This is a genomic window from Pseudomonas sp. NLJ1, assembly GCF_049486705.1.
GTDB lineage: Bacteria > Pseudomonadota > Gammaproteobacteria > Pseudomonadales > Pseudomonadaceae > Aquipseudomonas > Aquipseudomonas inefficax.
Window position 1 is genome coordinate 1,680,828 of sequence record NZ_CP137735.1, and the last position, 25,811, is coordinate 1,706,638.

The window sequence follows — 25,811 nt, forward strand, 5'->3', positions numbered from 1 at the left end:
AAACCCATAGAAACAAACAACCTCAAGAACCCCCGGAGCAATGACCATGAAAAACAAACTGATCCTTACCCTGGCCCTCTCGGTTTTCGCTGCTGGCGCCTTCGCCGAAGATGGCTTCAACCGCACCAACGCCCACACCTTCGCAGCGACCCAGAGCCAATCCGCTGCCTACGCTGAAGATGGTTTCGACCGCACTGGCGGCCAGCGCTTCGCTGAAGATGGCTTCGACCGCACCGGTGGCCAGCGCTTCGCTGAAGATGGCTTCGACCGCACCGGTGGCCAGCGCTTCGCTGAAGATGGCTTCGACCGCACCGGTGGCCAGCGCTTTGCTGAAGACGGCTTCGACCGCACTGGCGGCCAGCGCTTCGCTGAAGACGGCTTCGACCGCACTGGTGGTCAACGCTTCGCCGAAGACGGCTTCGACCGCACCGGTGGCCAGCGCTTCGCTGAAGACGGCTTCGACCGCACCGGTGGCCAGCGCTTCGCTGAAGACGGCTTCGACCGCACTGGCGGCCAACGTTTCGCCGAAGATGGCTTCGATCGCACCAACGCCCACCGCATCAGCTGATCCCTGATGCGAGCACCCAGCCCGGCTTCGGCCGGGCTTGATCATTTGCAGGCGGGCACAGACTTGGCACACTAGGCGCCTTGTCCACCAGGAGGTAGGGCCAGCAAGCCCAGCACAGATGTATTACTACGAACCCGCCAAAGGCCACGGCCTGCCCCACGACCCCTTCAATGCCATCGTCGGCCCCCGCCCTATCGGCTGGATCTCCTCACAGGACCGCGAAGGCCGCCTGAACCTGGCGCCCTACAGCTTTTTCAACGCCTTCAACTACATCCCGCCGATCATCGGTTTCTGCAGCGTCGGGCGTAAAGACAGCCTTAACAACATCGAGCAGACCGGCGAGTTCGTCTGGAACCTGGCCACCCGCCCGTTGGCCGAACAGATGAACCAGAGCTGCGCACCGGTTGCCGCCGAGATAAGCGAATTCGAATTGAGCGGCCTCACCGCCACCTCGTCGAGCATCGTCAACGTGCCGCGTGTCGGCGAAACCCCGGTGGCCTTCGAGTGCAAGGTCAGCCAGATCGTCCAGCTCAAGCGGGCCGACCAGGAACTGGTGCCCAGCTGGCTGATTCTGGGTGAAGTGGTGGCGGTGCACATTGCCGAGCACCTGCTGAAGAACGGCATCTACGATACCGCTGCCGCCGAGCCGATCCTGCGTGGCGGCGGCCCGGCAGATTATTTCGAGCTGGGCAACCTGTTCAAGATGGCCCGCCCGCCGGCCTGATCACCAGATCAGCTCACCCTCTTCGCTGACGCCCTGCAGGCGTTGCAGCTCGGACGTGGCCGCTTCATCGGCGGCCACGGCGCCCTTGAACACCTGGCCGTCGAGAATCTTGTGAAAGCGCGGCGCGCCGCCCATGCCCAGGGCCTTTACCGCGATGGCTGCGTTGTAGCCGCCACCTTCCACCGGGACCATCGCCGAAACCGCTTCGAAATGCGGGAACTCCCTACGTGCCATGTTGCTATCCGCTTCGTTGATCGAGGGCCGGCATTTTACCCTATTGCCTGCTCCGGCCCTATCGCCGGCACAGGCGACAGATCAATCAAAGGTATGCAGATCCAGGCTGCTGACCACCTGTGCCTGTACCAGCTCACCAAACACCTCCAGCGTCGGCGAAGCAAAGTACCCCCTCATCGCCTGCTGATCCCGCCAGCTGCCACTGAGCAACCATAAATCGGCATCAGCCTGCGAGCGCTGCACGGTAAAACTCAGGCAACCCGGTGCCCGCAGCGAGGGCTCGAGCAGGTCACGCAGGCGCGCGCCCAGCTCCGCCGAGCGCCCGCTGCTGGCACGGATGAAAGCAAGGTGGGTGACCGGTTGTGTCGGGGTCATTGCACAATCTCCTTGAAGCAGGCGGACGGAAAAGCCAGGCTGCCAAGGTTAGGGGCCCACCCGCGCGACGCGTTAGGCCATTACTGCACGCCGATTGCCTGATCCTGCAGCACGGCAGGATCAGGCAATCGGCGTGCAGCTTTTGACTAGCGCCCGCCATTGCCCAAACCTATGCTGCGTCGGTCAGCAGAGGAAAGCCATCATGACCACCGCCACGTCCATCGACCCTAGCCTGGAACTGCAACGCCAGGAGCTGGCCGAGCTGATCCGCCGCCACGCCGGTGAGCCTCACGGCCCGGCATCGGCCATCGACGACCTGTACCTGGTGCGCTACACCGAAAACGTGCGCTCGGTACCGACCCTGGCGCAACCCGCGCTGTGCATCCTTGCCCAGGGCAGCAAAAGCCTGTTCCTCGGTGACGAGCAGTACGCCTACGACCCGCTGCACTACATGGTGGTCTCGGTAACCTTGCCGCTTAGCGGCGTCAGGCTCGATGCCAGCCCCGAGCACCCGAGCCTTGGCCTGCGCCTGGACCTGGACCCGGCCGAAATCAGCCAGCTGATCGCCGAAAGCGGGCCGATGCTGGTGCCCAACCGGCCTTCCGGTCGTGGCTTGTATGTGGAAAGAACCGATGCCGCGTTGCTCGACGCCTTGCTGCGGCTGATACGCCTGCTGGACACCCCTCGCGACATCGCGATGCTGGCGCCGCTGTTCCGCCGGGAGATTCTGTACCGCCTGCTGCGCGGGCCGCAGGGCTATCGGTTGTACGAAATCGCCTTGGCCAACAGCCAGACCCACCGGGTTTGCCAGGCCATCACCTGGCTCAACCAGAACTACCAGCTGCCTTTGCGCATCGAGGACCTGGCCCGGGAGGTCAACCTCAGCACCTCGACCTTGCACCACCGGTTCAAGGCCGTGACGTCGATGAGCCCGTTGCAGTACCAGAAGCAACTGCGCCTGCAGGAGGCGCGGCGGTTGATGCTCAATGACGGGATCGAGGCAGCGGTGGCAGCCTACCGGGTGGGGTATGAGAGCCCGTCACAGTTCAGCCGTGAATACAGCCGGCTGTATGGCGCGCCGCCGATTCGTGATGTGGCCAGGTTGCGAGCGACTGCTGGCTGAGTTTGGCTTTGCCTGTGCCGGCCTCTTCGCGGGTGAACCCGCTCCCACAGGTTTTGCACAGATACTGAAAACTGTGCAGTACCTGTGGGAGCGGGTTCACCCGCGAAGAGGCCGGTACAGACAATAGCTTCACTTCAACCCAATACAGCCCCCTGCCACTGATTCTGGTCAACCTGGATCAAGGTCGGCCCCTTGCGCTCCACTGCCTGCCCCAACGCCACCTGCAGCTGCGCCACGTCTGCCACCTGTTCCGCCGCAGCGCCCAGAGCTCGCGCCACACCGATGAAGTCCGGCGTATGGATATCCACCCCGACCGGCTCGATCGCTCGGTTGACCATGTACTTCTTGATTTCCTCGTACCCCTGGTTGTTCCACAACAGCACGATCAGCGGCACCTGCGCCTCCACCGCACTGGCCAGCTCCGGCAGGGTGAACTGCAAACCGCCATCACCAATCAGGCACACCGCAGGGGCACGCTCGTCGACCTGTTCCGCGCTGCCCAGCCAGGCGCCCATGGCAGCTGGCAATGCGTAACCCAAGGTGCCATAGCCGGTCGAGGCATTGAACCAACGGCGTGGCTGGTCCATGTCCAGCGTCAGGTTGCCGGTGTACACCGGCTGGGTCGAATCGCCCACCAGAATGGCATTGGGCAGGCGCTCGAGAATCGCATTCAACAAACGCGTCTGGCTCAGCGTCGGCTGGTCCCAACCCGCCGCCAGTGCCTGGCGCAACTTGGCCACCCGGGCTGCCCCCCATGTGCTTTCACGCACGGGTTGCGACAGTGGCTGCAAGGCGCCGAGCAGCGCCTCGGCGGCCAGTTCGGCATCGGCCACCAGCGCCAGCGCCGGCAGGTAATTGCGCACGGTCTGGTCCGGGTCGATGTCGATGCGCAACAGGCTGCCCGGGATCTCGAAACCACCTTTGAAGGTAATGTCATAGTCGGTTTCGGCCAGTTCGGTACCGATCGCCAGCACCACATCGGCCTCGGCCACCAGCGCCCGCGTAGCAGGCAGAGACTGGGTCGAGCCGATCTGCAGCGGGTGGCTGGCCGGCAGCAGCCCCTTGGCATTGATGGTCAGCGCCACCGGCGCCTGCAGGTGTTCGGCCAGGCGCGCCAGCGCAGCGCCCGCGGCCAACGCGCCGCCCCCGGCCAGGATCAATGGCCGCCTTGCATTGGCCAGGCGCTCGGCCATCTGCGCCACGGCCTGCGGCGCTGCCCCTGCGCGGCTGCTGCGCACCACGCGCCCCGGCAACAGGTGATCGGCCGGCTCGACCAGCACATCGAGCGGGATCTCGATATGCACCGGGCGCGGTCGGCCCCCTTCGAACACGGCGAATGCCCGGGCCAGCACCTGCGGCAGGTCATCGGCACTCATCAGGGTGTGGGAAAACGCCGCCACACCCGACACCAGCGCTGCCTGGTTGGGCAACTCGTGCAGCTTGCCGCGGCCGCCGCCCAGCTGATCACGCGACTGCACGCTGGAAATCACCAGCATCGGGATCGAGTCGGCATAGGCCTGGCCCATGGCAGTGGTGATGTTGGTCATGCCCGGGCCGGTGATGATGAAGCACACCCCCGGTTTGCCGCGGGTGCGCGCATAGCCGTCGGCCATGAACCCGGCACCCTGCTCGTGGCGCGGGGTGACATGGCGGATCGACGAGCCCGCCAGGCCACGGTAGAGCTCCACGGTATGTACGCCAGGAATGCCGAAGACATGGTCCACGCCATAGCCTTCAAGGAGTTTTACCAGTACTTCGCCGCAGGTTGCCATCGGGTTTCACCATGAATCTTGGTTGGGTTATGCCCTTATTGGACCCAGCCACGGCTATCGCCACAATGCAAAAAAACACATACTAGCCATGTCCTGCAATCATGGCTTGGTGCAATGAAACGCCTCCCGCCCCTACCCGCCCTGCATACATTTCTGGTCACCGCCCAGCACTGCAATTTCACCCGTGCCGGGCAGCAGTTGCATATCACCCAAGGCGCCGTCAGCCGACAGATCGCGGCCCTCGAGGAGCATCTGGGTTATGCCTTGTTCCAGCGCCAGGCCCGTGGGCTGAGCCTGACCCGTGAAGGCCAGGACTGGCTGCCAAGGGTGCAGCAAGTGTTCGCGCTGATCGAACAAGGGGTGCGCGAGGTGGGTGGACGCACCGCTACCTTGCAGCTCAAGGCACCGACCTGCGTGATGCGCTGGCTGCTGCCACGCCTGATGGAATGGCAGGCGCTACGCCCGGATGTGCCTGTAGAACTGACCACCACGGTGCAACATGGGGTGGACTTTCGCCGCGAGGGTTTCGATGCGGCTGTGGTGTATGGCGATGCGCCGAACCACGGGCTGCGCGTGCGCAAGCTGTTCGATGAACAGCTGACACCGGTGTGCGCACCGTCCCTGCAACAGGGGCCGGTACCGTTGCAGCAGGTCGAGGACCTGGCGCGACACATGCTGCTGCACCCGTCGCGAGATGAGCATGACTGGGAGTTATGGCTGCAGGCAGCCGGGGTGACACTGGGCACTCCAGGGCCGAAGCAGCATTTCGAGACGCTGGATATGGCGATGGCCATGGCCTCGCAGGGGACCGGCGTGGCGATCGGCGACTGGTCGCTGATCGGTGATGACTTGCGCGGGGGGCGGTTGTGCATGCCGTTTGCGCTGAAGGTGATGACCGGCAAGGGGTATTACCTGGTGAGCCAGAGCAAGAGCTTGCCGCCGGGGTTGGTGGAATTGCTGGATTGGCTGGAGGGCCAGGCCAGCCAGTGAGGGCCCCTTCGCGGGTAAACCCGCTCCCACAAGTAATACACCGGTATCGAAATCAGTGCAGTACCTGTGGGAGCGGGTTTACCCGCGAAGAGGGCGACTCAATAGCCGACGGTAAAACGCTGCCGCGAATGCGCCGGCTTTTCCAGTTCATCCAGCATGGCAATCGCGTAATCGGCAAAGGTGATCCAGCTCTTGCCATCCGCGCCGATCAGCAGATGATCCTTGCCCAGCTTGTAATGCCCGCTGCGCTCACCTTCAACGAACTCCGCCGACGGCGACAGGAAGGTCCAGTCCAGATTCGGCTCCCGCTGCAACGCTTCCAGAAAACGCACCCCGGCAGTGGCCTCGGCCTTGTATGCCTCGGGGAAGTCCGGGCTGTCGATTACCCGATGCCCAGACGGCAGCAACAGGCTGCCGGCACCACCTACCACCAGCAATCGCCTGACTCCGGCCCGCTTGACCGGCTCGATGATCGCGTGTGGCTCGATGGTCGAGAAATGCGCCGCACTCAGCACCGCATCCACACCCGCGACCGCCGCTTGCAGGGCTGCACTGTCCTTGGCATCCAGCGCCTGGACGGTCACCCCGTCCCGCCCCTGCAACCGCGACGGGTCGCGGGCGATGGCCAGCACACTGTGGCCACGGCGCAGGGCCTCTTCCAGCAACTGGCTGCCAGCGCGGCCAGTGGCACCGATGATTGCAATCTTGCTCATGGGATACTCTCCATCAATTGAACGGAATTACCACTTCATCTCGCCCTTGGCGACCTTGGCCCCCAACTCCAGTGAGCTTTCATCGGCCAGGCTCGGGTAACGTCGCTTCATCGCCGCGATCAACGCACCGGCGTCTTTGGTCTTGGCAGTCTCGGCATCGAAATCACCAATGTAATTCGCCGTGAAGCGCACGGCCTCGAGCGATCGGCTGCTGTCCCCCAGGTAATGCCCGGGGATGACCGTGCGCGGCGCCAACGCCTCGATGTTCGCCAGGGTGCCGAGCCAGTCGGCGTGGGACTTGGCCGTTTGCGTGTCGGCCATCCACACATGGATGTTCTCCGACACCACTACGCCACCGACCACCGCCTTGATCGACGGGACCCATACGAAACTGCGATCAGGTTGCGGGCCGTCGAGGCCGACCACCTCGAGGGCCTGCCCTTCCAGCATCAGGCGGTTGCCTTCGAGCACCTGCGGCAGCACCAGCCGCGCCGGTTTGTCCGCGCCCATCTGCGGGCCCCAGTAGGCCAGTTTGGCATCCATGGTCTGGCGGATATGGGCAACCGTGGCGGCCGACGCCAGCACCTTGGCCTCGGGGAAGGCCTGGGTCAGGGTATCCAGGCCGAAGTAGTAGTCCGGGTCGCCATGGCTGATGTAGATACTGGTCAGTTGCTTGCCGCCTGCCCGCAGGCGCTGCACCAGCTGCTCGGCCTGGGCCTTGCCGAACTGGGCATCGACGAGAATGGCGTCGTGCTCGCCGCTGACGATCACCGAACTGACCGGGAAGATCGCCTCATGCCCGGGGTTGTAAACCTCCAGCTGCAAGGGTTCGGCAGCCAGCACCGGGCCGGCCAGGGTCACACAGGCCAGCAGCAGGCCACGCAAGGGAGTGAAAAGAGACATCACAAACACCCGTCAGATGAACAATGCCCAACAGCTTAGTTGCCCAATCCGTGACAAAAAATGCGATGCTCGAACATAGTTTGTTTCTGAAACCGGGCAAATCCATGGATCGTCTCAACGCCATGCGCGTTTTCGTCACCGTCGTCGACCTGGGCAGCCAGTCGGCGGCGGCGGATCATCTGCAACTGTCGCGGCCGGTGGTGTCGCGCTACCTGGCAGAGCTGGAAGACTGGGTTGGCGCACGGTTGATGCAGCGCACCACACGCAAGCTCAGCCTCACCGCCGCCGGCCAGGAAACCCTGCCCCGCTGCCGGCAACTGCTGGAACTGGCCGGCGACTTGCAGGCCGCGGTGCAGCAACCGGATGACGCGCCCAAAGGCGCGCTGCGCATCAGTGTCAGCACCTCATTCGGCCAGGCCCAGCTGGTGGATGCAGTGGCCGCCTACGTCCGGCGCTACCCCGGGGTAAAGGTGGAGCTGCAGATGCTCGATCGCACGGTCAACCTGGTGGACGAGCGCATCGACCTGGCAATCCGCACCAGCAATGACCTGGACCCCAACCTGATCGCCCGGCGCTTGAGCGTATGCCGCTCGGCAGTGTGTGCTGCACCGGCCTACCTGCGCGAGCACGGCACGCCGCAACGGGTCGAGGAACTGAGCCGGCACAATTGCCTGACCCATGCCTACTTCGGCCACAGCCTCTGGCATTTCGAGGTGGCCGGCCAGCAGGTCGCCGTGCCGGTGGCGGGGAACATCAGTGCCAACGAGGCGATGACACTGCAGAAGGCGGCGCTGGCCGGCGCAGGTATCGCCATGCTGCCGACCTACCAGGCCGCGCAGGCCCTGCGCCGAGGCGAGCTGGTGCGCCTGCTGCCCGAGGCCAGGCCACGCGAACTGAACCTGAATGCGGTGTACACCTCACGCAAACACATGCCGGCGACCTTGCGCAGCATGCTGGATTTTCTGGTGCAGCGGTTCAAGGACGAACCGGAGTGGGACCGGGACCTGTGAGGCTTTTGTAGGAGCGGCCTTGTGTCGCGAAAGGACCGCAAAGCGGTCCCATGATCTTCGCCACATCCAATACTGTCGGGGCTGCTACGCAGCCCTTTCGCGACGCAAGGCCGCTCCCACAAGTGCTGCGCCTGCCGGTGAATCAGGTCACTCCTCGACGCTCATGTATTCCTTGGCCCAGCGGATGTAGTCCTCGGGCTGGGTGTAGGTGTGCGAGAGTTCGGTGGCGCTGAGGTTTTCCGACTTGTTCTGCTGGCCGCGCTGCAGCCGCAGGCAGTCATAGGTGGCCTTGATAGCGGCAAAGTAGGCCGCGTGACCATCGACCACGATGCGCACGCCCAAGCGTGCCAGGCGCTCGTCGTCGCGCAGGTTGGGGTTGCCGTAGGTCACCAGCATCAGCGGCACCGTCAGGTGCTCGGCAATCTTCTCGAGTTGTTCGAAGTCCTTCACCCCCACCATGCAGATACCGTCCGCTCCGGCCTTCTGGTAGCTCTGGGTACGCACGATGATTTCTTCGGTGGTGAGCACGCCAGCGTTGGTCCGGGCAATGATCGACAACGAGGAATCGACCCGAGCCTCCAGCGCCGCACGGATCTTGCCGACGCCCTCATCCACCGGGATCAGGTCGGTGGACTTGCGCCCGAACTGGGCAGGCAGCAGGGTGTCCTCGATGGTCAGCGCAGCCACGCCGGCGCGCTCCAGTTCGATGACGGTGCGCATGACGTTCAGCGCGTTGCCATAGCCGTGGTCGGCGTCCGCCAGCACGGGCAGTTGCGCCACACGACCGATACGGGTGGCCTGCTCGACGAACTCGCTGAGGGTGATAAGGGCGAAGTCCGGTGCAGCCAGCACCTGCAACGAAGCGACGGAACCACCGAGGATGCCGACCTCGAAGCCCAGGTCCGCGGCGATGCGGGCCGACATGGGGTCGAACACCGATGCGGTGTGATAACAGGAACCTGAAGCGAGCAGCTCGCGGAAGGCAAAACGCAGATCTTGATGGGAAGCCTTGGGCATGATCACTCCGCAAAATAAGTTGAAATTCGAACGGTAACTACCGACCCCTGTAATCGGGTCTACCTGGCCTGTTCCAACCGTCGTCACTTGGGCGGTCATGCTCGACATGCAGGCAGAGGAATAAAAGGTGTGGGAGACAGCGGCGTGAAAACCCTGCGGCATAATGCTGCACCAAGCTGGTGCAAGCCCCGGTTTTCAGCCTCTGTGGCATACCAACGATATCACGCAGCCATGCAGCACTGGATGAATGCGCCAATGCCGATCTTGCATAGGGGATGCAGATAGTACATAGGAAGCTACCTAACTCAGGTTACAATCCGCGTACTTCATGCTGGCCTCTTCGCGGGTAAACCCGCTCCCACAGGGACGTCGCCATCCTCAGGAGCGACACCGGACCTGTGGGAGCGGGTTTACCCGCGAAGAAGGCCCGCCGCCATATAAGGTATCCCCGTGACCGCCGCTCTGCCTCCCACCACCCTGCGCAACGTGCTCACCGCCCTGATGCTGGCGATCTTCCTCGGCGCCCTGGACCAGACCATCGTCGCTGTCTCGCTGCCAGCGATCTCGGCGCAGTTCAACGATGTCGGCCTGCTGGCCTGGGTCATCTCCGGCTACATGGTGGCGATGACCGTGGCCGTACCGATCTACGGCAAGCTGGGCGACTTGTACGGGCGGCGCCGGATGATCCTCACCGGCATCAGCCTGTTCACCCTGGCCTCGATCGCCTGCGCCCTGGCCCAGGACATGCAGCAACTGGTGCTGGCCCGGGTACTGCAGGGCATTGGCGCCGGGGGCATGGTCTCGGTGAGCCAGGCGATCATCGGCGATTTCGTGCCACCTCGGGAGCGCGGCCGCTACCAGGGTTATTTCAGCAGCATGTACGCGGTGGCCAGTGTCGCCGGGCCGGTACTGGGCGGCTGGCTGACCGAATACCTGTCATGGCGTTGGGTGTTCTGGATCAACCTGCCACTGGGGCTGGTTGCACTGTGGGCGATCCGCCGCGCCCTCGGCGGCATGCCGGCGCAGCGCCGTGAGGCGCGGGTGGACTACCTGGGCGCCGTGTTGCTGATCCTCGGTCTGGGTAGCCTGTTGTTGGGTATTACCCTGGTCGGCCAGGGCCACGCCTGGGTCGACCCGGCCGTGCTGGCCTTGTTCGCCTGCGCCACGCTGGGCCTGATGCTGTTCATCGTCCATGAGCGCCGCTGCCTGGAACCGCTACTGCCACTCGGCCTGTTCGGCAATCGCGTGGCGGTGCTGTGCTGGGGCGTGATCTTCTTCGCCAGCTTTCAGTCGATCTCCCTGACCATGCTCATGCCGTTGCGCTACCAAGGCATCACCGGCGCCGGTGCCGACAGCGCTGCCCTGCACCTCCTGCCGCTGGTGATGGGGCTGCCCATGGGTGCCTTTACCGGCGGGCGCATGACCAGCCTGACCGGGCGCTACAAACCGCAGATCCTGGCCGGTGCGCTGCTGATGCCGCTGGCCATTTTCGCCATGGCGCTGACCCCGCCGCAATCGGCCTTGCTCAGTGCACTGTTCATGCTGCTGACCGGTATCGCTTGCGGGCTGCAGTTCCCGACCTCGCTGGTAGGCACGCAAAGCGCGGTGGACAGCAAGGACATCGGCGTCGCCACCAGCACCACCAACCTGTTCCGCTCGCTGGGCGGGGCCATGGGGGTGGCGTGCATGTCCAGCCTGCTGCTGGCGCTACTGCACCAGGGCGGGTTCGAGTCGTTGGGTAATCCGTTGCTGGGGAGCCTGAAGGCCGGCGAAGTGGACCTGGTGACCCAAGGGAGGTTGCTGGAGACGTTCCGGCAGTTGCTGATGGGGAGTGCCGGGGTGGCGGTACTCGGACTGTTAGCAGCAGTGGCGTTGCCGGACCGGCAACTGCGCGGACGTTGAATGCGGGAGCAACTGTCTTGCTCAATTTCTAAAGCTTGCGCGATCCCTGTGGGAGCGGGTTTACCCGCGAACACGGGCGAAGCCCGTGCCATCCACCGCGGCGCCTGATTCGCGGGTAAACCCGCTCCCACAGAGACCTCGGCGCGCCAGCAGAACCTGAACAGCCGAGCAATCCGAAAGCATTAATCCCCCCTTAACACAAAGGGGCAACACTCCCTCACAATCCTTAACAAAGTGTCATTTGCGCAGAGCCGGGCTCAAGCGCAGCATATCCAGCCCGGTGTCGACCCATTTTTCGACATCCTTCAACAGATCGACACTGTCAGGCAGCAACAGCCAGCGCCCGATCAGGCCATCGACATAGGCAAACATGGCCACCGCCGCGCGCTCGACATCCAGCTCGCCTGGCAACTGGCCCCGGCGCACGGCATTGGCCAACGCCAGGGTAATGCCCTGGTGGCAATCCAGCACCGCACCTTGGCGCTGCTGGCGAATTTCACACATGTCATCGGTGAACTCGCACTTGTGATGCAGGATTTCATTGATACGCCGGGTTCGGGCATCGAGCACCAGCTCGTTGAACACCTGCAGCAGCAGCTTGCGCATGCAGCCAAGCGGGTCCACTTCGTCCTCGCTTTCGCTCGCCCGCGCCAGGTGGTCATGTGTTTCGTGCAGGCTGTCGAGCAGCGCCTGCACCAACTCGGCCTTGTTGTTGAAGTGCCAGTAGATCGCCCCCCGCGTCACACCCGCCAGTTCGGCGATGTCGGCCAGGGTGGTTCGCGCAACCCCGCGCTTGTAGAAGGCCTTTTCCGCCGCCTCGATGATCTGGGCGCGGGTTTCCTGGGCTTCCTCTTTGGTTCGACGGACCATGGCAGTACAAACCTCATCTGCCCCGAACGCGCGGCGCGGCGGGGAACGCTCCGGGGGCACCTCTGCAGGGCGCCTCGCGGATGAGCTAATCAAGGGCTGTGGCAGTACCTAAGTACAACCCAGCGGTATTTACAAACAACCATGAATGTAAGTATATTCCTTAGCAAGCTATTTATCCACCGGATAGCAATTTTTCCAGATCAAGACTCTTCCATTACTCTTGAGCGTCTCCCAGCTCCGACGACCCGAGGATCCTCATGCAATTCAAGCCAGCCGTTACCGCTCTGGTTTCCGCCGTCGCCCTGGCAACCCTGCTCAGTGGCTGTAAGAAAGAAGAAGCAGCGCCAGCGGCGCAGGCTCCTCAGGTCGGCGTCGTGACCATCCAGCCCCAGGCCTTCACTCTGACCACGGAACTGCCAGGCCGTACCACTGCCTACCGCGTCGCCGAAGTGCGCCCGCAGGTCAACGGCATCATCCTCAAGCGCCTGTTCAAGGAAGGCAGCGAGGTCAAGGAAGGCCAGCAGCTGTACCAGATCGACCCTGCCGTGTACGAAGCCAACCTGGCCAATGCCCAGGCCAACCTGCAAGCTACCCGCTCGCTGGCCGAACGCTATAAGCAGCTGATCGACGAGCAGGCTGTTTCCAAACAGGAATACGACGACGCCAATGCCAAACGATTGCAGGCAGAGGCTTCGCTCAAGAGCGCACAGATCGACCTGCGCTACACCAAGGTCCTGGCACCTATCAGCGGCCGTATCGGCCGTTCTTCGTTCACCGAAGGTGCACTGGTGAGCAACGGCCAGACCAATGCCATGGCGACCATCCAGCAACTCGACCCGATCTACGTCGACGTCACCCAGTCCACCGCCGAGCTGCTCAAGCTGCGTCGTGACCTGGAAAGCGGCCAGCTGCAAAAGGCCGGCGACAACGCCGCCTCGGTGCAACTGGTGCTGGAAGACGGCAGCCTGTTCAAGCAGGAAGGCCGCCTGGAGTTCTCTGAAGTCGCAGTCGACGAGACCACCGGCTCGGTCACCCTGCGCGCGCTGTTCCCCAACCCCGATCACACCCTGCTGCCCGGCATGTTCGTGCATGCGCGGCTCAAGGCCGGGGTCAACGCCAATGCCATCCTGGCCCCGCAACAGGGCGTGACCCGCGACCTGAAAGGCGCGCCGACCGCACTGGTGGTCAACCAGGAGAACAAGGTCGAACTGCGCCAGCTCAAGGCCAACCGTACCCTGGGTAGCGACTGGCTGATCGAGGAAGGCCTCAAACCGGGCGACCGCCTGATCACCGAAGGGCTGCAGTACGTGCGCCCGGGCGTAGAGGTAAAAGTCAGCGAAGCCACCAACGTCAAGAAGCCGGCCAGCCCTGATCAGGCCAACGCGGCGAAAGCAGACGGCAAAGCGGAGTAAACCATGTCGAAGTTCTTTATCGATCGCCCGATCTTCGCCTGGGTGATCGCCTTGGTGATCATGCTGGTCGGCGCCTTGTCGATCCTGAAGCTGCCGATCAACCAGTACCCCAGCATCGCGCCGCCGGCCATCGCCATCGCCGTGACCTATCCGGGCGCCTCGGCGCAGACCGTGCAGGACACCGTGGTACAGGTGATCGAGCAGCAGCTCAACGGTATCGACAACCTGCGTTATGTGTCATCGGAAAGCAACTCCGATGGCAGCATGACCATTACCGCCACCTTCGAGCAGGGCACCAACCCGGACACCGCACAGGTGCAGGTGCAGAACAAGCTGAACCTGGCCACCCCGCTGCTGCCGCAGGAAGTGCAGCAACAAGGTATCCGCGTCACCAAGGCAGTGAAGAACTTCCTGCTGGTGATCGGCCTGGTGTCCGAAGACGGCAGCATGACCAAGGACGACCTGGCCAACTACATCGTCTCCAACATGCAGGACCCGATCTCGCGCACCGCAGGTGTGGGTGACTTCCAGGTGTTCGGTGCGCAGTACGCCATGCGTATCTGGCTCGACCCGGCCAAGCTGAACAAGTTCCAGCTGACCCCGGTCGACGTCAAGACCGCCGTGGCCGCGCAGAACGTGCAGGTATCCTCCGGCCAGCTCGGCGGCCTGCCGGCCATGCCGGGTACCCAGCTGAACGCCACCATCATCGGCAAGACCCGCCTGCAGACTGCCGAGCAGTTCGAGAAGATCCTGCTCAAGGTCAACAGCGATGGTTCGCAGGTGCGTCTGGGTGATGTCGCCCAGGTTGGCCTGGGTGGTGAAAACTATGCCGTCAGCGCTCAGTTCAACGGTAAGCCGGCTTCCGGCCTGGCAGTAAAACTGGCCACCGGTGCCAACGCACTGGACACCGCCAAGGCCTTGCGCAAGACCATCTCCGACCTGGAACCGTTCTTCCCGCCTGGGGTGAAGGCAGTATTCCCGTATGACACGACCCCGGTGGTCACCGAATCTATCAGCGGCGTAATCCACACCCTGATCGAAGCCGTGGTCCTGGTGTTCCTGGTGATGTACCTGTTCCTGCAGAACTTCCGTGCCACCGTCATCACCACCATGACCGTACCGGTGGTGTTGCTGGGCACCTTCGGCATCCTTGCCGCAGCAGGCTTCAGTATCAACACCTTGACCATGTTCGCCATGGTCCTGGCCATCGGCTTGCTGGTGGACGACGCCATCGTCGTGGTGGAGAACGTCGAGCGGGTGATGTCCGAGGAAGGCTTGCCGCCCAAGGAAGCGACCAAGCGCTCGATGGAGCAGATCCAGGGGGCCCTGGTGGGTATCGCCCTGGTGCTGTCGGCGGTACTGCTGCCCATGGCGTTCTTCGGCGGCTCCACGGGTGTGATCTACCGGCAGTTCTCCATCACCATCGTCTCGGCCATGGGCCTGTCGGTGCTGGTGGCGCTCATCTTCACCCCGGCCTTGTGCGCCACCATGCTCAAGCCGCTGAAGAAGGGCGAGCACCATGTGGCCAAGCGTGGCTTCTTTGGCTGGTTCAACCGCAACTTCGACCGCAGCGTAACCGGCTACGAGCGCAGCGTGGGTACCATCCTGCGCAACAAGGCACCGTTCCTGCTGGCCTATGCGCTGATCGTGGTCGGCATGATCTGGCTGTTCGCCCGCATCCCAACCGCGTTCCTGCCGGAAGAAGACCAGGGCGTACTGTTCGCCCAGGTACAGACCCCAGCCGGCTCCAGTGCCGAGCGCACCCAGGTAGTGGTAGACCAGATGCGTGAGTACCTGCTCAGCGAAGAGTCCGACACCGTGGCTTCGGTGTTCACCGTCAACGGCTTCAACTTTGCCGGTCGCGGCCAGAGTTCGGGCATGGCGTTCATCATGCTCAAGCCGTGGGACGAGCGCTCCAAGGAAAACAGCGTGTTCGCCCTTGCCCAGCGAGCCCAGCAGCACTTCTTCACCTTCCGTGATGCAATGGTGTTCGCCTTTGCCCCGCCTGCGGTGCTCGAACTGGGTAACGCCACCGGCTTCGACGTGTTCCTGCAGGACCGCGGCGGTGTCGGCCATGCCAAGCTGATGGAAGCGCGCAACCAGTTCCTGGCCAAGGCCGCGCAGAGCAAGATCCTCAGCGCCGTGCGCCCGAACGGCCTGAACGATGAGCCGCAGTACCAGCTGACCATCGATGACGAGCGTGCCAGCGCCCTGGGCGTGACCATCGCCGACATCAACAACACCCTGTCGATTGCCCTGGGTGCCAGCTACGTCAACGACTTCATCGACCGTGGTCGGGTCAAGAAGGTGTACATCCAGGGCGAGCCGAACGCACGGATGAGCCCGGAAGACCTGCAGAAGTGGTACGTGCGCAATGGCGCCGGCGAAATGGTGCCGTTCTCCTCATTCGCCAAGGGCGAATGGACCTACGGTTCGCCGAAGCTGTCGCGTTACAACGGCGTCGAGGCGATGGAAATCCTCGGTGCTCCGGCCCCGGGCTACAGTACCGGTGAAGCCATGGCCGAGGTCGAGCGCATTGCTGGCGAACTGCCAAGCGGCATCGGCTTCTCCTGGACCGGCATGTCCTACGAGGAAAAACTCTCCGGTTCGCAGATGCCGGCACTGTTTGCCCTCTCGGTACTGTTCGTGTTCCTGTGCCTGGCAGCCCTGTACGAAAGCTGGTCGATCCCGATCGCCGTGGTGCTGGTAGTACCGCTGGGTATCATCGGTGCCCTGATCGCCACCAGCCTGCGCGGGTTGTCCAACGATGTGTACTTCCTGGTCGGCCTGTTGACCACCATCGGCCTGGCGGCGAAAAACGCCATTCTGATCGTCGAGTTCGCCAAGGAGCTGCACGAGCAAGGCCGCAGCCTGTACGACGCGGCGATCGAGGCGTGCCGCATGCGTCTGCGCCCGATCATCATGACCTCGCTGGCGTTCATCCTCGGCGTGGTACCGTTGACTATCGCCAGCGGCGCCGGCGCCGGCAGCCAGCACGCCATCGGTACTGGCGTGATCGGCGGCATGATCAGTGCGACCGTGCTGGCTATCTTCTGGGTACCACTGTTCTTCGTCGCAGTGTCGTCACTGTTCGGCAGCAAAGAGCCGGAAAAAGACGTCACCCCTGAAACTCCACGTTATGAGGCTGGGCAATGACCAAGTCTTTGTTGTCCCTGGCAGTAACCGCTTTCATTCTTGGCGGCTGCTCGCTGATCCCTGACTACCAGACCCCGGAATCGCCGGTGGCTGCGCAGTGGCCGCAAGGCCCTGCGTACTCGCCGACGCAATCGGCGGAAGTTGCCGCCGCCGAACAGGGCTGGCGCCAGTTCTTCCACGACCCGGCACTGCAGCAACTGATCCAGACATCGCTGGTCAACAACCGCGACCTGCGCGTTGCCGCGTTGAACATCGATGCCTACCGTGCGCAGTACCGCATCCAGCGTGCCGACCTGTTCCCTGCGGTTTCGGCCAACGGCAGCGGCAGCCGCCAACGCGTACCGGCAAACATGTCGCAAACCGGCGAAGCAGGCATCACCAGCCAGTACTCGGCCACCCTGGGCGTCAGCGCCTATGAGCTGGACCTGTTCGGCCGTGTGCGCAGCCTGACCGAGCAGGCCCTGGAAACCTACCTGTCCAGCGAGCAGGCGCGTCGCTCCACGCAGATCAGTCTGGTGGCCAGCGTGGCCAACGCCTACTACACCTGGCAGGCCGACCAGGCGCTGTTCAAGCTGACCGAAGAAACGCTGAAGACCTACGAGGAAAGCTACAACCTCACCCGTCGCAGCAACGAAGTCGGCGTAGCCTCGGCACTCGACGTCAGCCAGGCGCGTACCGCCGTGGAAGGCGCCCGGGTCAAGTACTCGCAGTACCAGCGCCTGGTCGCCCAGGACGTCAACAGCCTGACCGTGCTGCTGGGCACCGGCATTCCCGCCGACCTGGCCAAGCCGCTGGAGCTCGATGCCGACCAGCTGGCCGAAGTACCGGCCGGCCTGCCGTCGGACATCCTCCAGCGTCGCCCGGACATCCAGGAAGCCGAGCACCTGCTCAAGGCCGCCAATGCCAACATTGGCGCGGCCCGCGCAGCGTTCTTCCCGAGCATCAGCCTGACCGCCAATGCCGGCAGCCTGAGCCCCGACATGGGCCACCTGTTCTCGGGTGGCCAGGGCACCTGGTTGTTCCAGCCGCAGATCAACCTGCCGATCTTCAATGCCGGCAGCCTGAAGGCCAGCCTGGACTACTCGAAGATCCAGAAGGACATCAACGTCGCCAAGTACGAAAAGACCATCCAGACCGCCTTCCAGGAAGTCTCCGATGGCCTGGCGGCGCGCAAGACCTTCGAAGAGCAGCTGCAGGCGCAACGCGATCTGGTGCAGGCGAACCAGGACTACTACCGCCTGGCCGAACGCCGCTATCGCATCGGTATCGACAGCAACCTGACCTTCCTCGACGCCCAGCGCAACCTGTTCAGTGCCCAGCAGGCGCTGATTGGCGATCGCCTGTCGCAGTTGACCAGCGAGGTCAACCTGTACAAGGCGCTTGGCGGTGGCTGGTACGAGCAGAGCGGGCAGGCCAACCAGCAGGCATCGGTGGAAGCGCCGAAGGGCTGATTGAAGCTGCCAAAGCATCAAGCCCACCCTCGCGGTGGGCTTTTTGTTTTCTGTTGCCTGAACCGGCCTCTTCGCGGGTGAACCCGCTCCCACAATGTTTTGCATAAATGCTGAAGGCTGTGCAGTACCTGTGGGAGCGGGTTTACCCGCGAAGAGGCCAGTGCAGGAGAACAATTAACCAACCAGAACATTCCGTTCGATTATCGCCCGTTTCCGTTTGCGGCGAATTGCCTCACCCCAGCCCGACCCCGCACCATCCTCCCCACGCAACGTTGCCCCGGTTCATCCCAAAAGACCCGCACCTGCAGGCCGCATCCTGCAGCGTACCGGCTCGCCCATAAAAACAAGAGATCCACGACAGATGAGCACTTTGCAACCCGCACGCCAGCTGCTGCCCGGCCTGTTGGCCATGTCCTGCGCATTCCCCGTGTTCGCCGCCGACGAAGGTGGTTTCCTGGAGGACGCCAAGGCCACCCTCAACCTGCGCAACTTCTACATCAACCGCAACTTCGTCGACCCGGCCCACCCGCAGGCCAAGGCCGAAGAGTGGACGCAGAGCTTCATCCTCGACGCCCGCTCCGGCTTCACCCAGGGCACCGTAGGTTTCGGCGTGGACGTTCTGGGCCTGTACTCGGTCAAGCTCGATGGCGGCAAAGGCACTACCAACACCCACCTGCTGCCAGTGCATGACGACGGCCGCCCCGCCGATGACTTCGGCCGCCTGGGCGTGGCACTGAAAGCCAAGCTGTCCGAAACCGAGCTGAAAGTGGGTGAATGGATGCCGGTACTACCGATCTTGCGCTCGGACGATGGCCGCTCGCTGCCGCAGACCTTCCGCGGCGGCCAGCTGACTTCGAAAGAAATCGCTGGCCTGACCCTGTACGCCGGCCAGTTCCGCGGCAACAGCCCACGCAACGACGCCAGCATGGAAGACATGTCGCTGAACGGTAAGGCTGCCTTCACCTCCGACCGTTTCAACTTTGGCGGCGGCGAATACACCTTCAACGACAAGCGCACCATGATCGGCCTGTGGGATGCCCAGCTCAAGGACATCTACCGCCAGCAGTACCTCAACCTGGTGCACAGCCAACCCTTGGGCGACTGGACCCTCGGCGCCAACCTGGGCTACTTCATCGGCAAGGAAGACGGTGCCGAACGCGCCGGCGAACTGGACAACCGCACCGCCTCGGCCATGCTCTCGGCGCGCTATCAGGGCCACACCTTCTACGTCGGCCTGCAGAAAGTCAGCGGCGACGACGCCTGGATGCGAGTGAATGGCACCAGCGGCGGCACCCTGGCAAACGACAGCTACAACTCCAGCTTCGACAATGCCAAGGAACGCTCCTGGCAGGTGCGCCACGACTTCAACTTCGCCACCGTCGGCGTGCCAGGCCTGACCCTGATGAACCGCTACATCAAGGGTGACAACGTCACTGCGGGTGGCGTGGACGATGGCAAGGAATGGGCACGGGAAACGGAACTGGCATACGTGGTGCAGTCGGGCAGCTTCAAGGACCTGTCGGTGAAGTGGCGCAACTCCACCATGCGCCGGGACTTCAGCACCAACTCGTTCGATGAGAACCGGTTGATCGTGAGTTACCCGCTGAATCTTCTTTGAATTCTTCGCGGGTAAACCCGCTCCCACAGGCTCATCACAGTTTCAGAATCTGTGGTGAACCTGTGGGAGCGGGTTTACCCGCGAAGAGGCCAGAAGTCACATTAAATAACCTGAAGCTATAAACAAATCAATAAACCTTCTTTGACGACATATGCAGCAACCGCTTGAATAGGCTCCTGATCCCCGCCCCAGAGCCGTGAAATGGACCTCCGTCAGCTGCGCTACTTCATCGCCCTCACCGAATACCGCAGCTTCGTCCGAGCAGCCGAGGCCATGGGCATCACCCAACCTGCCTTCAGCCGTGCCATCCAGAGCCTGGAACACAGCTTTGGCTGCCCACTGGTCGACCGCGCCAGCAAAGCCTTGCCGCCCACCCCCGAAGGCTTGGTGGTGCTGCAACATGCCCGGCGTCTGGTTCAAGGTGCCGCACAGCTGAGCAACGAAGTGCTGCAGATGACCAAGCTAGACGCCGGCGAGCTGCATTTTGGCAGCGGCCCGGCGCTGGCCGTGCGCCTGGTGCCCGATGCCCTGCGCCACTTCCTCGAACGCCACCCGGGCATCCGCACCTCGCTGCTGGTGGACAATGCAGAACGCCTCGGCCAGGCCCTGCGCCGCGAGCAGATCGAATTTTTCGTCGACGATATCCGCCCGTTCGAAGCCGACCCCAACTTCCACACCGAACCCCTTTCACCGCGCCCCGGCCTGTTCTTCTGCCGCCCGGGGCACCCGTTGCTGGCCAAGGACAGCCTGTCGACCAACGACCTGTTCAGTTACCCCCTGGCCAGCGCCCTGCTCGCCCCCGGCGTGCGCAAGCGCCTGGCCAATCTGAGCGGGCGCAGCGATTTCACCCCGCACCTGCAAACAGAGCACCTGGCCGTGCTGCGCAGCGTGGTGCAGGCCACCGATGCCATCGGCACCGCCAGCGAGGAAGCCGTGGCCGAAGACCTGGCCAGCGGCAGCCTGGTGCGCCTGCACTGGCGCAACCTGCCACCCGCGCTGGAAGTGCTGAGTGTGCGCTGTGGCGTGGTCAGCCGCAGCGGTTACCGGCTATCGCCGGCGGCACGCGCGATGATCGAGACGCTGGTGGGGCTGGATATGCCAGTGCGGGCTGCTGCCATTCGCTGAGCTGATGATGGTGGTGGCTGCGGGCTATCCTGAGCTATATCGGTCGCCTGTGCTGGCCCTTTCGCGGGTAAACCCGCTCCCACAGGGACAGGGCAGCCCTCAGGAGTTGTGGTGACCCTGTGGGAGCGGGTTTACCCGCGAAGAGGCCAGAACAGGCAACACACCCCGACCAGGCAAACCAGGGAGGCACAACAATGAAAACCCTCGTCGACCACCTGAGCCAATACGCCAGCTACCACCGCGACCCACGCAACATCGCCACCCACTTCGTCGGCATCCCCATGATCGTGCTGGCGGTCACCATCCTGCTGTCGCGACCTGGCTGGGAGGTAGCCGGCATTTGGCTTTCCCCTGCCCTGCCGGCGGCGGCAGCCTCGGTCTGGTTCTACCTGCGCCTGGACCTGCGCTTCGGCCTGGTGATGGGGTTGTTGCTGGGGCTATGCCTGTGGGTCGGCCAGGTGCTGGCAATGCAGACGACAGCGCTGTGGCTAGGCGCCGGGCTGGGGGCATTCGTGGTGGGCTGGATAATCCAGTTCGTCGGCCATTACTACGAAGGCCGCAAGCCGGCGTTTGTAGACGATGTCAGCGGCCTGATCATCGGGCCGTTGTTCGTGGTGGCAGAAGCGGCATTCATGCTCGGCTTGTGCCCGGCCCTGAAGCAAGCCGTGGAAAGCAACGCCGGCCCAGTGGCCATGCGGCAGAAGAATGCGGCCATGTAAACATTCCATGGCCCTATCGCCGGCAAGCCAGCTCCCACAGGGACTGCACTGCCCTCAAGCCTGATGCAATCCCTGTGGGAGCTGGCTGCCGGCGATAGGGCCGGTACAGGCATTACTGCTGTCGCGACTCCACGCCCAGCTCATCCCACACCGACTCAGCCATGTGGAAGGTGGCATTGGCCGCCGGAATGCCGCAGTAGATCGCGCTCTGCATCAGCACTTCCTTGATCTCGTCGCGGGTCACGCCGTTGTTGGCCGCCGCGCGCAGGTGCAGTTTCAGCTCGTCGTTGCGGTTCATGCCAATCAGCATGGCGATGGTGATCAGGCTACGGGTATGGCGCGGCAGGCCCGGGCGAGTCCAGATGTCACCCCAGGCATGGCGGGTGATCATCTCCTGGAATTCGCCGTTGAAGTCGTTGAGCTTCTCCAGGCTGCGGTCCACGTGGGCATCGCCAAGCACTGCGCGGCGTACTTGCATGCCGGCGTCGTAACGTTGTTTCTCGTCCATGGCGGTATCCTCAGTGAGCCAGCAGGAAGTCGAGCACGCGGCGGCTGAACGCCTCGCCGATCTCGACGTTGGACAGGTGCGCCGCCGGGAAGTCGACGTATTCGGAACCCGCGATACCAGCCTGCATGAAGCGGCCGTGCTCCGCAGTGGTCACCACGTCCTCGGTACCGGCAACGATCAGCGCCGGCACCTGAATACGGCCCAGTTGCTCGCGGTAGTCGGCATCACGCACCGCCGCGCAATTGCCGGCATAACCTTGCGGGCTGGTTTGCGCCAGCATCTGGCAGATGCGCTGGGCCTGCGCTGGCTGGGCCTGGGCGAAGGCCGGGGTGAACCAGCGGGCGATGGAGGCATCGCGCAAGTCGACCATGGCCTGCTGGCCACCCTTGAGCACGGTGTCGATACGGGTGTTCCACACCTCGTCGTTGGCGATCTTGGCGGCGGTATTGCACAGGGTCAGGCTGCGCAGGCGCTCGCCGGCATTGATGCCCAGCCACTGGCCGATCAGGCCACCCATCGACAGGCCGACGAAATGCGCCTTGGCGATGTCCAGGCCATCGAGCAGGGCCAGCACGTCACGGCCCAGCTGTTCGATGCTGTAGGGGCCTTCAGTGACCAGCGACCCACCGTGGCCACGGGTGTCGTAGCGCAGCACACGCAAGTGCTGGCTCCACAGTGGAATCTGTGTGTCCCACATGCCCAGGTCGGTGCCCAGCGAGTTGGACAGGACCAGCACCGGGGCGTTTTCCGGGCCATCGATCTGGTAATTCAAAACGCCATCGGCCAGTTGCAAGTGCGCCACAGCGGTCTCCTTCAGGCAGTGAAACGTTGATGTTCGGACACGGCACGCGCCACCCAGACGCGGGCCTGGCCCAGGTAATGGGCAGGGTCGAGCAAGCGATCGAGTTCTTCGGCGGACAGCTCGGCGCTGACCTGCGGCTCTTCACCCAGCACGGTGCGCAGATGGCGCTGTTCGGCCACGGCGCGCTGACAGCACTGCTCCAGCAGGTGGTGGGCGTGGTCGCGGCCCAGGCGCTGGGCGAGGACGATGCTCACCGCCTCGGCCAGCACCAGGCCCTGGGTCAGGTCGAGGTTACGGCGCATGCGCGTGGCATCCACTTCCATGCCCTCGGCAATCACCTGGGCCTGGCGCAGCGCCCCGGATACCAGGCAGCAGATGTCAGGCAGGGTTTCCCATTCGGCATGCCACAGGCCAAGGCTGCGCTCGTGCTCCTGGGGCATGGCGGCGAACAGCGTCGAGACCAGCCCCGGCACGCGGGTAGCGGCACCGATCAGCACCGCGGCGCCGACCGGGTTGCGCTTGTGCGGCATGGTCGAAGAACCACCCTTGCCCGGCGCGGAAGGCTCGAACAGTTCCCCTGCCTCGGTCTGCATCAGCAGGCTGACATCACGGCCGAACTTGCCCAGGCTACCAGCGACCAGGCCCAGCACCGAGGCAAACTCCACCAGGCGGTCGCGCTGGGTGTGCCAGGGCTGCTCGGGCAGGGTCAGCTTGAGCTGCTCGGCCAAGGCTTCGGCCACGGGCATCGCCTTGCTGCCCAAGGCCGCCAGGCTGCCCGAGGCACCGCCGAACTGCAGCACCAGCAAGCGAGGGCGCAGCTCCTGCAGGCGCTGGCGGTGACGGGTCAACGCGCCCAGCACACCGGCCAGTTTCATCCCTAGAGTTACCGGAGTGGCGTGCTGCAGCCAGGTGCGACCCACCAGCGGTGTGTCGGCGTACTGCAAGGCCTGACGCGACAAGGTATCGGACAGCTTGCCGAGGTCGGACTCGATCAGGTCGAGGGCAGCACGCAGCTGCAGGACCAAGCCGGTGTCCATCGCGTCCTGGCTGGTAGCGCCCAGGTGCACGTAGCGCTCGGCCTCGGGCACGCCACTGGCAATCACCTTGCCCAACGCCTTCACCAGTGGGATCGCTGAGTTGCCCGCAGTGGCGATGGCGTTGGCCAGCGCGCCAACGTCATAGCGCTCGGCGTGGCACGCCGCCTCGATGGCCGCTACCGCGCTATGCGGGACCAGCCCGGCAGCCGCCTCGGCCCGCGCCAGCGCTGCTTCGAAATCGAGCATGCCCTGCAGGCGGCCACGGTCGGAGAAGATCTCGCGCATGGCCGGTGCGGTGAAGTAGGCGTCGAACAATTGGTTGGTCATGCCACGTCCTTAATCATCGTGGTGCAGGTACGCGGCCTGCTTCGGCAGGCGCAGGCTGAACAGGAAGGCAATCGCCATCATCGCCGTGACGTACCAGTAGAAGGTGTTTTCCATGCCCAGGGTCTTCAGGCCCAGGGCAACGTATTCGGCCGAACCGCCGAACGCCGCGTTGGCCACTGCATAGGCCAGGCCCACACCCAGCGCACGCACCTGCGGCGGGAACATCTCGGCCTTCACCAGGCCGCTGATCGAGGTGTAGAAACTGACGATACACAACGCCAGGCTAATCAGCACGAAGGCCATGAACGGGCTGCTCACGGTTTTCAGCGCCATCAGCAACGGCACGGTGAACAGCGTACCCAAGGCACCGAACAGCATCATCGAATTACGCCGGCCGATGCGGTCGGACAGCATGCCGAAGAACGGCTGCAGCACCATGAACAGGAACAGCGCGCCAGTCATCACGTAGCTGGCGTTCTTTGCGGTCATGCCGGCGGTGTTGACCAGGTACTTCTGCATGTAGGTGGTGAAGGTATAGAAGATCAGCGAACCGCCTGCGGTATAGCCGAGCACGGTGATGAAGGCCGCCGCGTGGTCGCGGAACAGGCCCTTGATGGTACCGGCGTCCTTGTCCTGACGGGTTTCGGCGCTGCTGGTTTCATGCAGCGAGCGGCGCAGCATCAACGAGATCAGCGCGGCGATGGCACCGACCACGAACGGAATGCGCCAGCCCCAGGCGCGCAGCTCTTCTTCGGTGAGCAGTTGCTGCAGGATCACCACCACCAGCACCGCCAGCAACTGGCCGCCGATCAGGGTCACGTACTGGAACGAAGCGAAGAAGCCGCGCTGGCCGCGAAGTGCCACTTCACTCATGTAAGTGGCAGTGGTGCCGTATTCGCCGCCTACCGACAGGCCCTGGATCAGCCGGGCCAGCAACAGCAGCGCCGGGGCCCAGGTGCCGATGCTGGCATAGGTGGGCAGGCAGGCGATCATCAGAGAGCCGAAGCACATCATCAGCACCGAGATCATCAGGGAATTCTTGCGACCATGGCGGTCAGCGAGGCGGCCGAAGATCCAGCCACCGATCGGGCGCATCAGAAAGCCTGCGGCAAACACGCCCGCCGTGTTCAACAACTGCACGGTCGGGTCATCGGAGGGGAAGAACGCCGGGGCAAAGTAGATCGCGCAGAAGGCATAGACGTAGAAGTCGAACCATTCCACCAGGTTGCCTGAAGAGGCACCAACGATAGCGAAGATGCGTTTGCTGCGTTCTTCGCCGGTGTAATAGGTTGAGGTCATGGTGAGTTTACTCCTGGAGGGTCGCAGGTAATTCTAGACACACCTGGTAACACCCTCGTTCCGCTATTTGCCTGGCAATTGGCCTTGAGACGCATGTGCCGGCCTCTTCGCGGGTAAACCCGCTCCCACAGGGAATGCGTGGTTCCCTGTGGGAGC

22 protein-coding genes and 1 pseudogene are annotated in these 25,811 nt (G+C 63.6%); 12 read left to right on the top strand and 11 right to left on the bottom strand.

What is annotated here, in order from left to right:
• Positions 1 to 46: 46 nt before the first annotated feature.
• A pseudogene (locus tag R9B85_RS07475) lies at positions 47 to 409 on the top strand (heme utilization protein); the annotation flags it as partial.
• Positions 410 to 686: 277 nt separating this feature from the next.
• Positions 687 to 1,292 (top strand): flavin reductase family protein, encoded by a 606-nt coding sequence (locus R9B85_RS07480; protein ID WP_112250462.1) that lies wholly within the window; start codon positions 687 to 689, stop codon positions 1,290 to 1,292.
• Here the strand turns inward: R9B85_RS07480 and R9B85_RS07485 are convergent, their stop codons facing one another.
• Both R9B85_RS07485 and R9B85_RS07490 read right to left on the bottom strand, forming a co-directional pair.
• Entirely contained in the window at positions 1,293 to 1,526 is a 234-nt protein-coding gene (locus R9B85_RS07485; RefSeq protein ID WP_112250460.1) for a hypothetical protein, read from the bottom strand. It lies immediately after the preceding gene.
• A gap of 81 nt (positions 1,527 to 1,607) precedes the next feature.
• Positions 1,608 to 1,901: a putative quinol monooxygenase gene (locus R9B85_RS07490; RefSeq protein ID WP_112250458.1), complete on the bottom strand. Its 294-nt coding sequence runs from the start codon at positions 1,899 to 1,901 to the stop codon at positions 1,608 to 1,610.
• A 202-nt stretch (positions 1,902 to 2,103) separates the two neighbouring features.
• On the opposite strand from R9B85_RS07490, the gene R9B85_RS07495 reads away from it, so the two are divergent.
• Positions 2,104 to 3,024 (top strand): AraC family transcriptional regulator, encoded by a 921-nt coding sequence (locus R9B85_RS07495; protein ID WP_112250456.1) that lies wholly within the window; start codon positions 2,104 to 2,106, stop codon positions 3,022 to 3,024.
• A gap of 134 nt (positions 3,025 to 3,158) precedes the next feature.
• On the opposite strand, the gene R9B85_RS07500 is transcribed toward R9B85_RS07495, so the two are convergent.
• Positions 3,159 to 4,796, bottom strand: coding sequence for a 5-guanidino-2-oxopentanoate decarboxylase (locus tag R9B85_RS07500; RefSeq protein WP_112250454.1), 1,638 nt, complete (start codon positions 4,794 to 4,796; stop codon positions 3,159 to 3,161).
• Between the two features lie 114 nt (positions 4,797 to 4,910).
• Between R9B85_RS07500 and R9B85_RS07505 the strand changes: the two genes are divergently transcribed.
• Positions 4,911 to 5,786: a LysR substrate-binding domain-containing protein gene (locus tag R9B85_RS07505; RefSeq protein ID WP_112250452.1), complete on the top strand. Its 876-nt coding sequence runs from the start codon at positions 4,911 to 4,913 to the stop codon at positions 5,784 to 5,786.
• Between the two features lie 98 nt (positions 5,787 to 5,884).
• On the opposite strand, the gene R9B85_RS07510 is transcribed toward R9B85_RS07505, so the two are convergent.
• Together R9B85_RS07510 and R9B85_RS07515 are read right to left on the bottom strand one after the other, a co-directional pair.
• Positions 5,885 to 6,499 carry an NAD(P)-dependent oxidoreductase gene (locus tag R9B85_RS07510; RefSeq protein ID WP_112250450.1) on the bottom strand — a complete coding sequence of 205 codons (615 nt, stop codon included), beginning with the start codon at positions 6,497 to 6,499 and terminating at the stop codon, positions 5,885 to 5,887.
• A 27-nt stretch (positions 6,500 to 6,526) separates the two neighbouring features.
• Positions 6,527 to 7,402: an MBL fold metallo-hydrolase gene (locus R9B85_RS07515; protein WP_112250448.1), complete on the bottom strand. Its 876-nt coding sequence runs from the start codon at positions 7,400 to 7,402 to the stop codon at positions 6,527 to 6,529.
• Between the two features lie 104 nt (positions 7,403 to 7,506).
• Between R9B85_RS07515 and R9B85_RS07520 the strand changes: the two genes are divergently transcribed.
• A complete protein-coding gene (locus R9B85_RS07520; protein ID WP_207877326.1) occupies positions 7,507 to 8,412 on the top strand; it encodes a LysR family transcriptional regulator in 906 nt (301 codons plus the stop codon).
• Positions 8,413 to 8,559: 147 nt separating this feature from the next.
• Here the strand turns inward: R9B85_RS07520 and R9B85_RS07525 are convergent, their stop codons facing one another.
• Positions 8,560 to 9,429 carry an isocitrate lyase/PEP mutase family protein gene (locus tag R9B85_RS07525; RefSeq protein ID WP_423770948.1) on the bottom strand — a complete coding sequence of 290 codons (870 nt, stop codon included), beginning with the start codon at positions 9,427 to 9,429 and terminating at the stop codon, positions 8,560 to 8,562.
• A 450-nt stretch (positions 9,430 to 9,879) separates the two neighbouring features.
• Between R9B85_RS07525 and R9B85_RS07530 the strand changes: the two genes are divergently transcribed.
• Positions 9,880 to 11,331: an MDR family MFS transporter gene (locus R9B85_RS07530; protein ID WP_112250445.1), complete on the top strand. Its 1,452-nt coding sequence runs from the start codon at positions 9,880 to 9,882 to the stop codon at positions 11,329 to 11,331.
• Positions 11,332 to 11,568: 237 nt separating this feature from the next.
• Here the strand turns inward: R9B85_RS07530 and ttgR are convergent, their stop codons facing one another.
• Positions 11,569 to 12,201 carry an efflux transport transcriptional regulator TtgR gene (ttgR, locus tag R9B85_RS07535; RefSeq protein WP_112250444.1) on the bottom strand — a complete coding sequence of 211 codons (633 nt, stop codon included), beginning with the start codon at positions 12,199 to 12,201 and terminating at the stop codon, positions 11,569 to 11,571.
• Positions 12,202 to 12,458: 257 nt separating this feature from the next.
• Between ttgR and ttgA the strand changes: the two genes are divergently transcribed.
• The 6 genes from ttgA (at position 12,459) to R9B85_RS07565 (ending at position 21,682) form a co-directional block, all read left to right on the top strand.
• Positions 12,459 to 13,613 carry a toluene efflux RND transporter periplasmic adaptor subunit TtgA gene (gene ttgA / locus R9B85_RS07540; RefSeq protein ID WP_112250443.1) on the top strand — a complete coding sequence of 385 codons (1,155 nt, stop codon included), beginning with the start codon at positions 12,459 to 12,461 and terminating at the stop codon, positions 13,611 to 13,613.
• Positions 13,614 to 13,616: 3 nt separating this feature from the next.
• Positions 13,617 to 16,769: a multidrug efflux RND transporter permease subunit TtgB gene (ttgB, locus tag R9B85_RS07545; protein ID WP_112250442.1), complete on the top strand. Its 3,153-nt coding sequence runs from the start codon at positions 13,617 to 13,619 to the stop codon at positions 16,767 to 16,769.
• On the top strand, positions 16,766 to 18,220 hold the full coding sequence (locus tag R9B85_RS07550) for an AdeC/AdeK/OprM family multidrug efflux complex outer membrane factor (protein WP_207877322.1): 1,455 nt from the start codon (positions 16,766 to 16,768) through the stop codon (positions 18,218 to 18,220). The genes ttgB and R9B85_RS07550 overlap by 4 nt, the downstream gene beginning before the upstream one ends.
• Before the next feature lie 361 nt (positions 18,221 to 18,581).
• Positions 18,582 to 19,838: an OprD family porin gene (locus R9B85_RS07555; RefSeq protein ID WP_112250440.1), complete on the top strand. Its 1,257-nt coding sequence runs from the start codon at positions 18,582 to 18,584 to the stop codon at positions 19,836 to 19,838.
• A gap of 201 nt (positions 19,839 to 20,039) precedes the next feature.
• Positions 20,040 to 20,963 carry a LysR family transcriptional regulator gene (locus tag R9B85_RS07560; protein ID WP_133975160.1) on the top strand — a complete coding sequence of 308 codons (924 nt, stop codon included), beginning with the start codon at positions 20,040 to 20,042 and terminating at the stop codon, positions 20,961 to 20,963.
• A gap of 194 nt (positions 20,964 to 21,157) precedes the next feature.
• Positions 21,158 to 21,682: a DUF962 domain-containing protein gene (locus R9B85_RS07565; protein ID WP_215520804.1), complete on the top strand. Its 525-nt coding sequence runs from the start codon at positions 21,158 to 21,160 to the stop codon at positions 21,680 to 21,682.
• Positions 21,683 to 21,794: 112 nt separating this feature from the next.
• Here R9B85_RS07565 and pcaC read toward each other — a convergent pair whose 3' ends face one another.
• From pcaC to R9B85_RS07585, 4 genes are read right to left on the bottom strand one after another with little or no spacing between them, the layout of a single operon-like run.
• Entirely contained in the window at positions 21,795 to 22,190 is a 396-nt protein-coding gene (pcaC, locus tag R9B85_RS07570; RefSeq protein WP_003259581.1) for a 4-carboxymuconolactone decarboxylase, read from the bottom strand.
• 10 nt (positions 22,191 to 22,200) lie between these two features.
• Positions 22,201 to 22,992, bottom strand: a complete 792-nt coding sequence (pcaD, locus tag R9B85_RS07575; RefSeq protein WP_252378663.1) for a 3-oxoadipate enol-lactonase — start codon at positions 22,990 to 22,992, stop codon at positions 22,201 to 22,203.
• Between the two features lie 11 nt (positions 22,993 to 23,003).
• Positions 23,004 to 24,356, bottom strand: a complete 1,353-nt coding sequence (locus R9B85_RS07580) for a 3-carboxy-cis,cis-muconate cycloisomerase (protein WP_207877318.1) — start codon at positions 24,354 to 24,356, stop codon at positions 23,004 to 23,006.
• Between the two features lie 9 nt (positions 24,357 to 24,365).
• The gene (locus R9B85_RS07585) at positions 24,366 to 25,655 is read right to left on the bottom strand and encodes an MFS family transporter (RefSeq protein ID WP_423770949.1); all 1,290 of its coding nucleotides are present in this window, start codon (positions 25,653 to 25,655) and stop codon (positions 24,366 to 24,368) included.
• Positions 25,656 to 25,811: the final 156 nt, after the last annotated feature.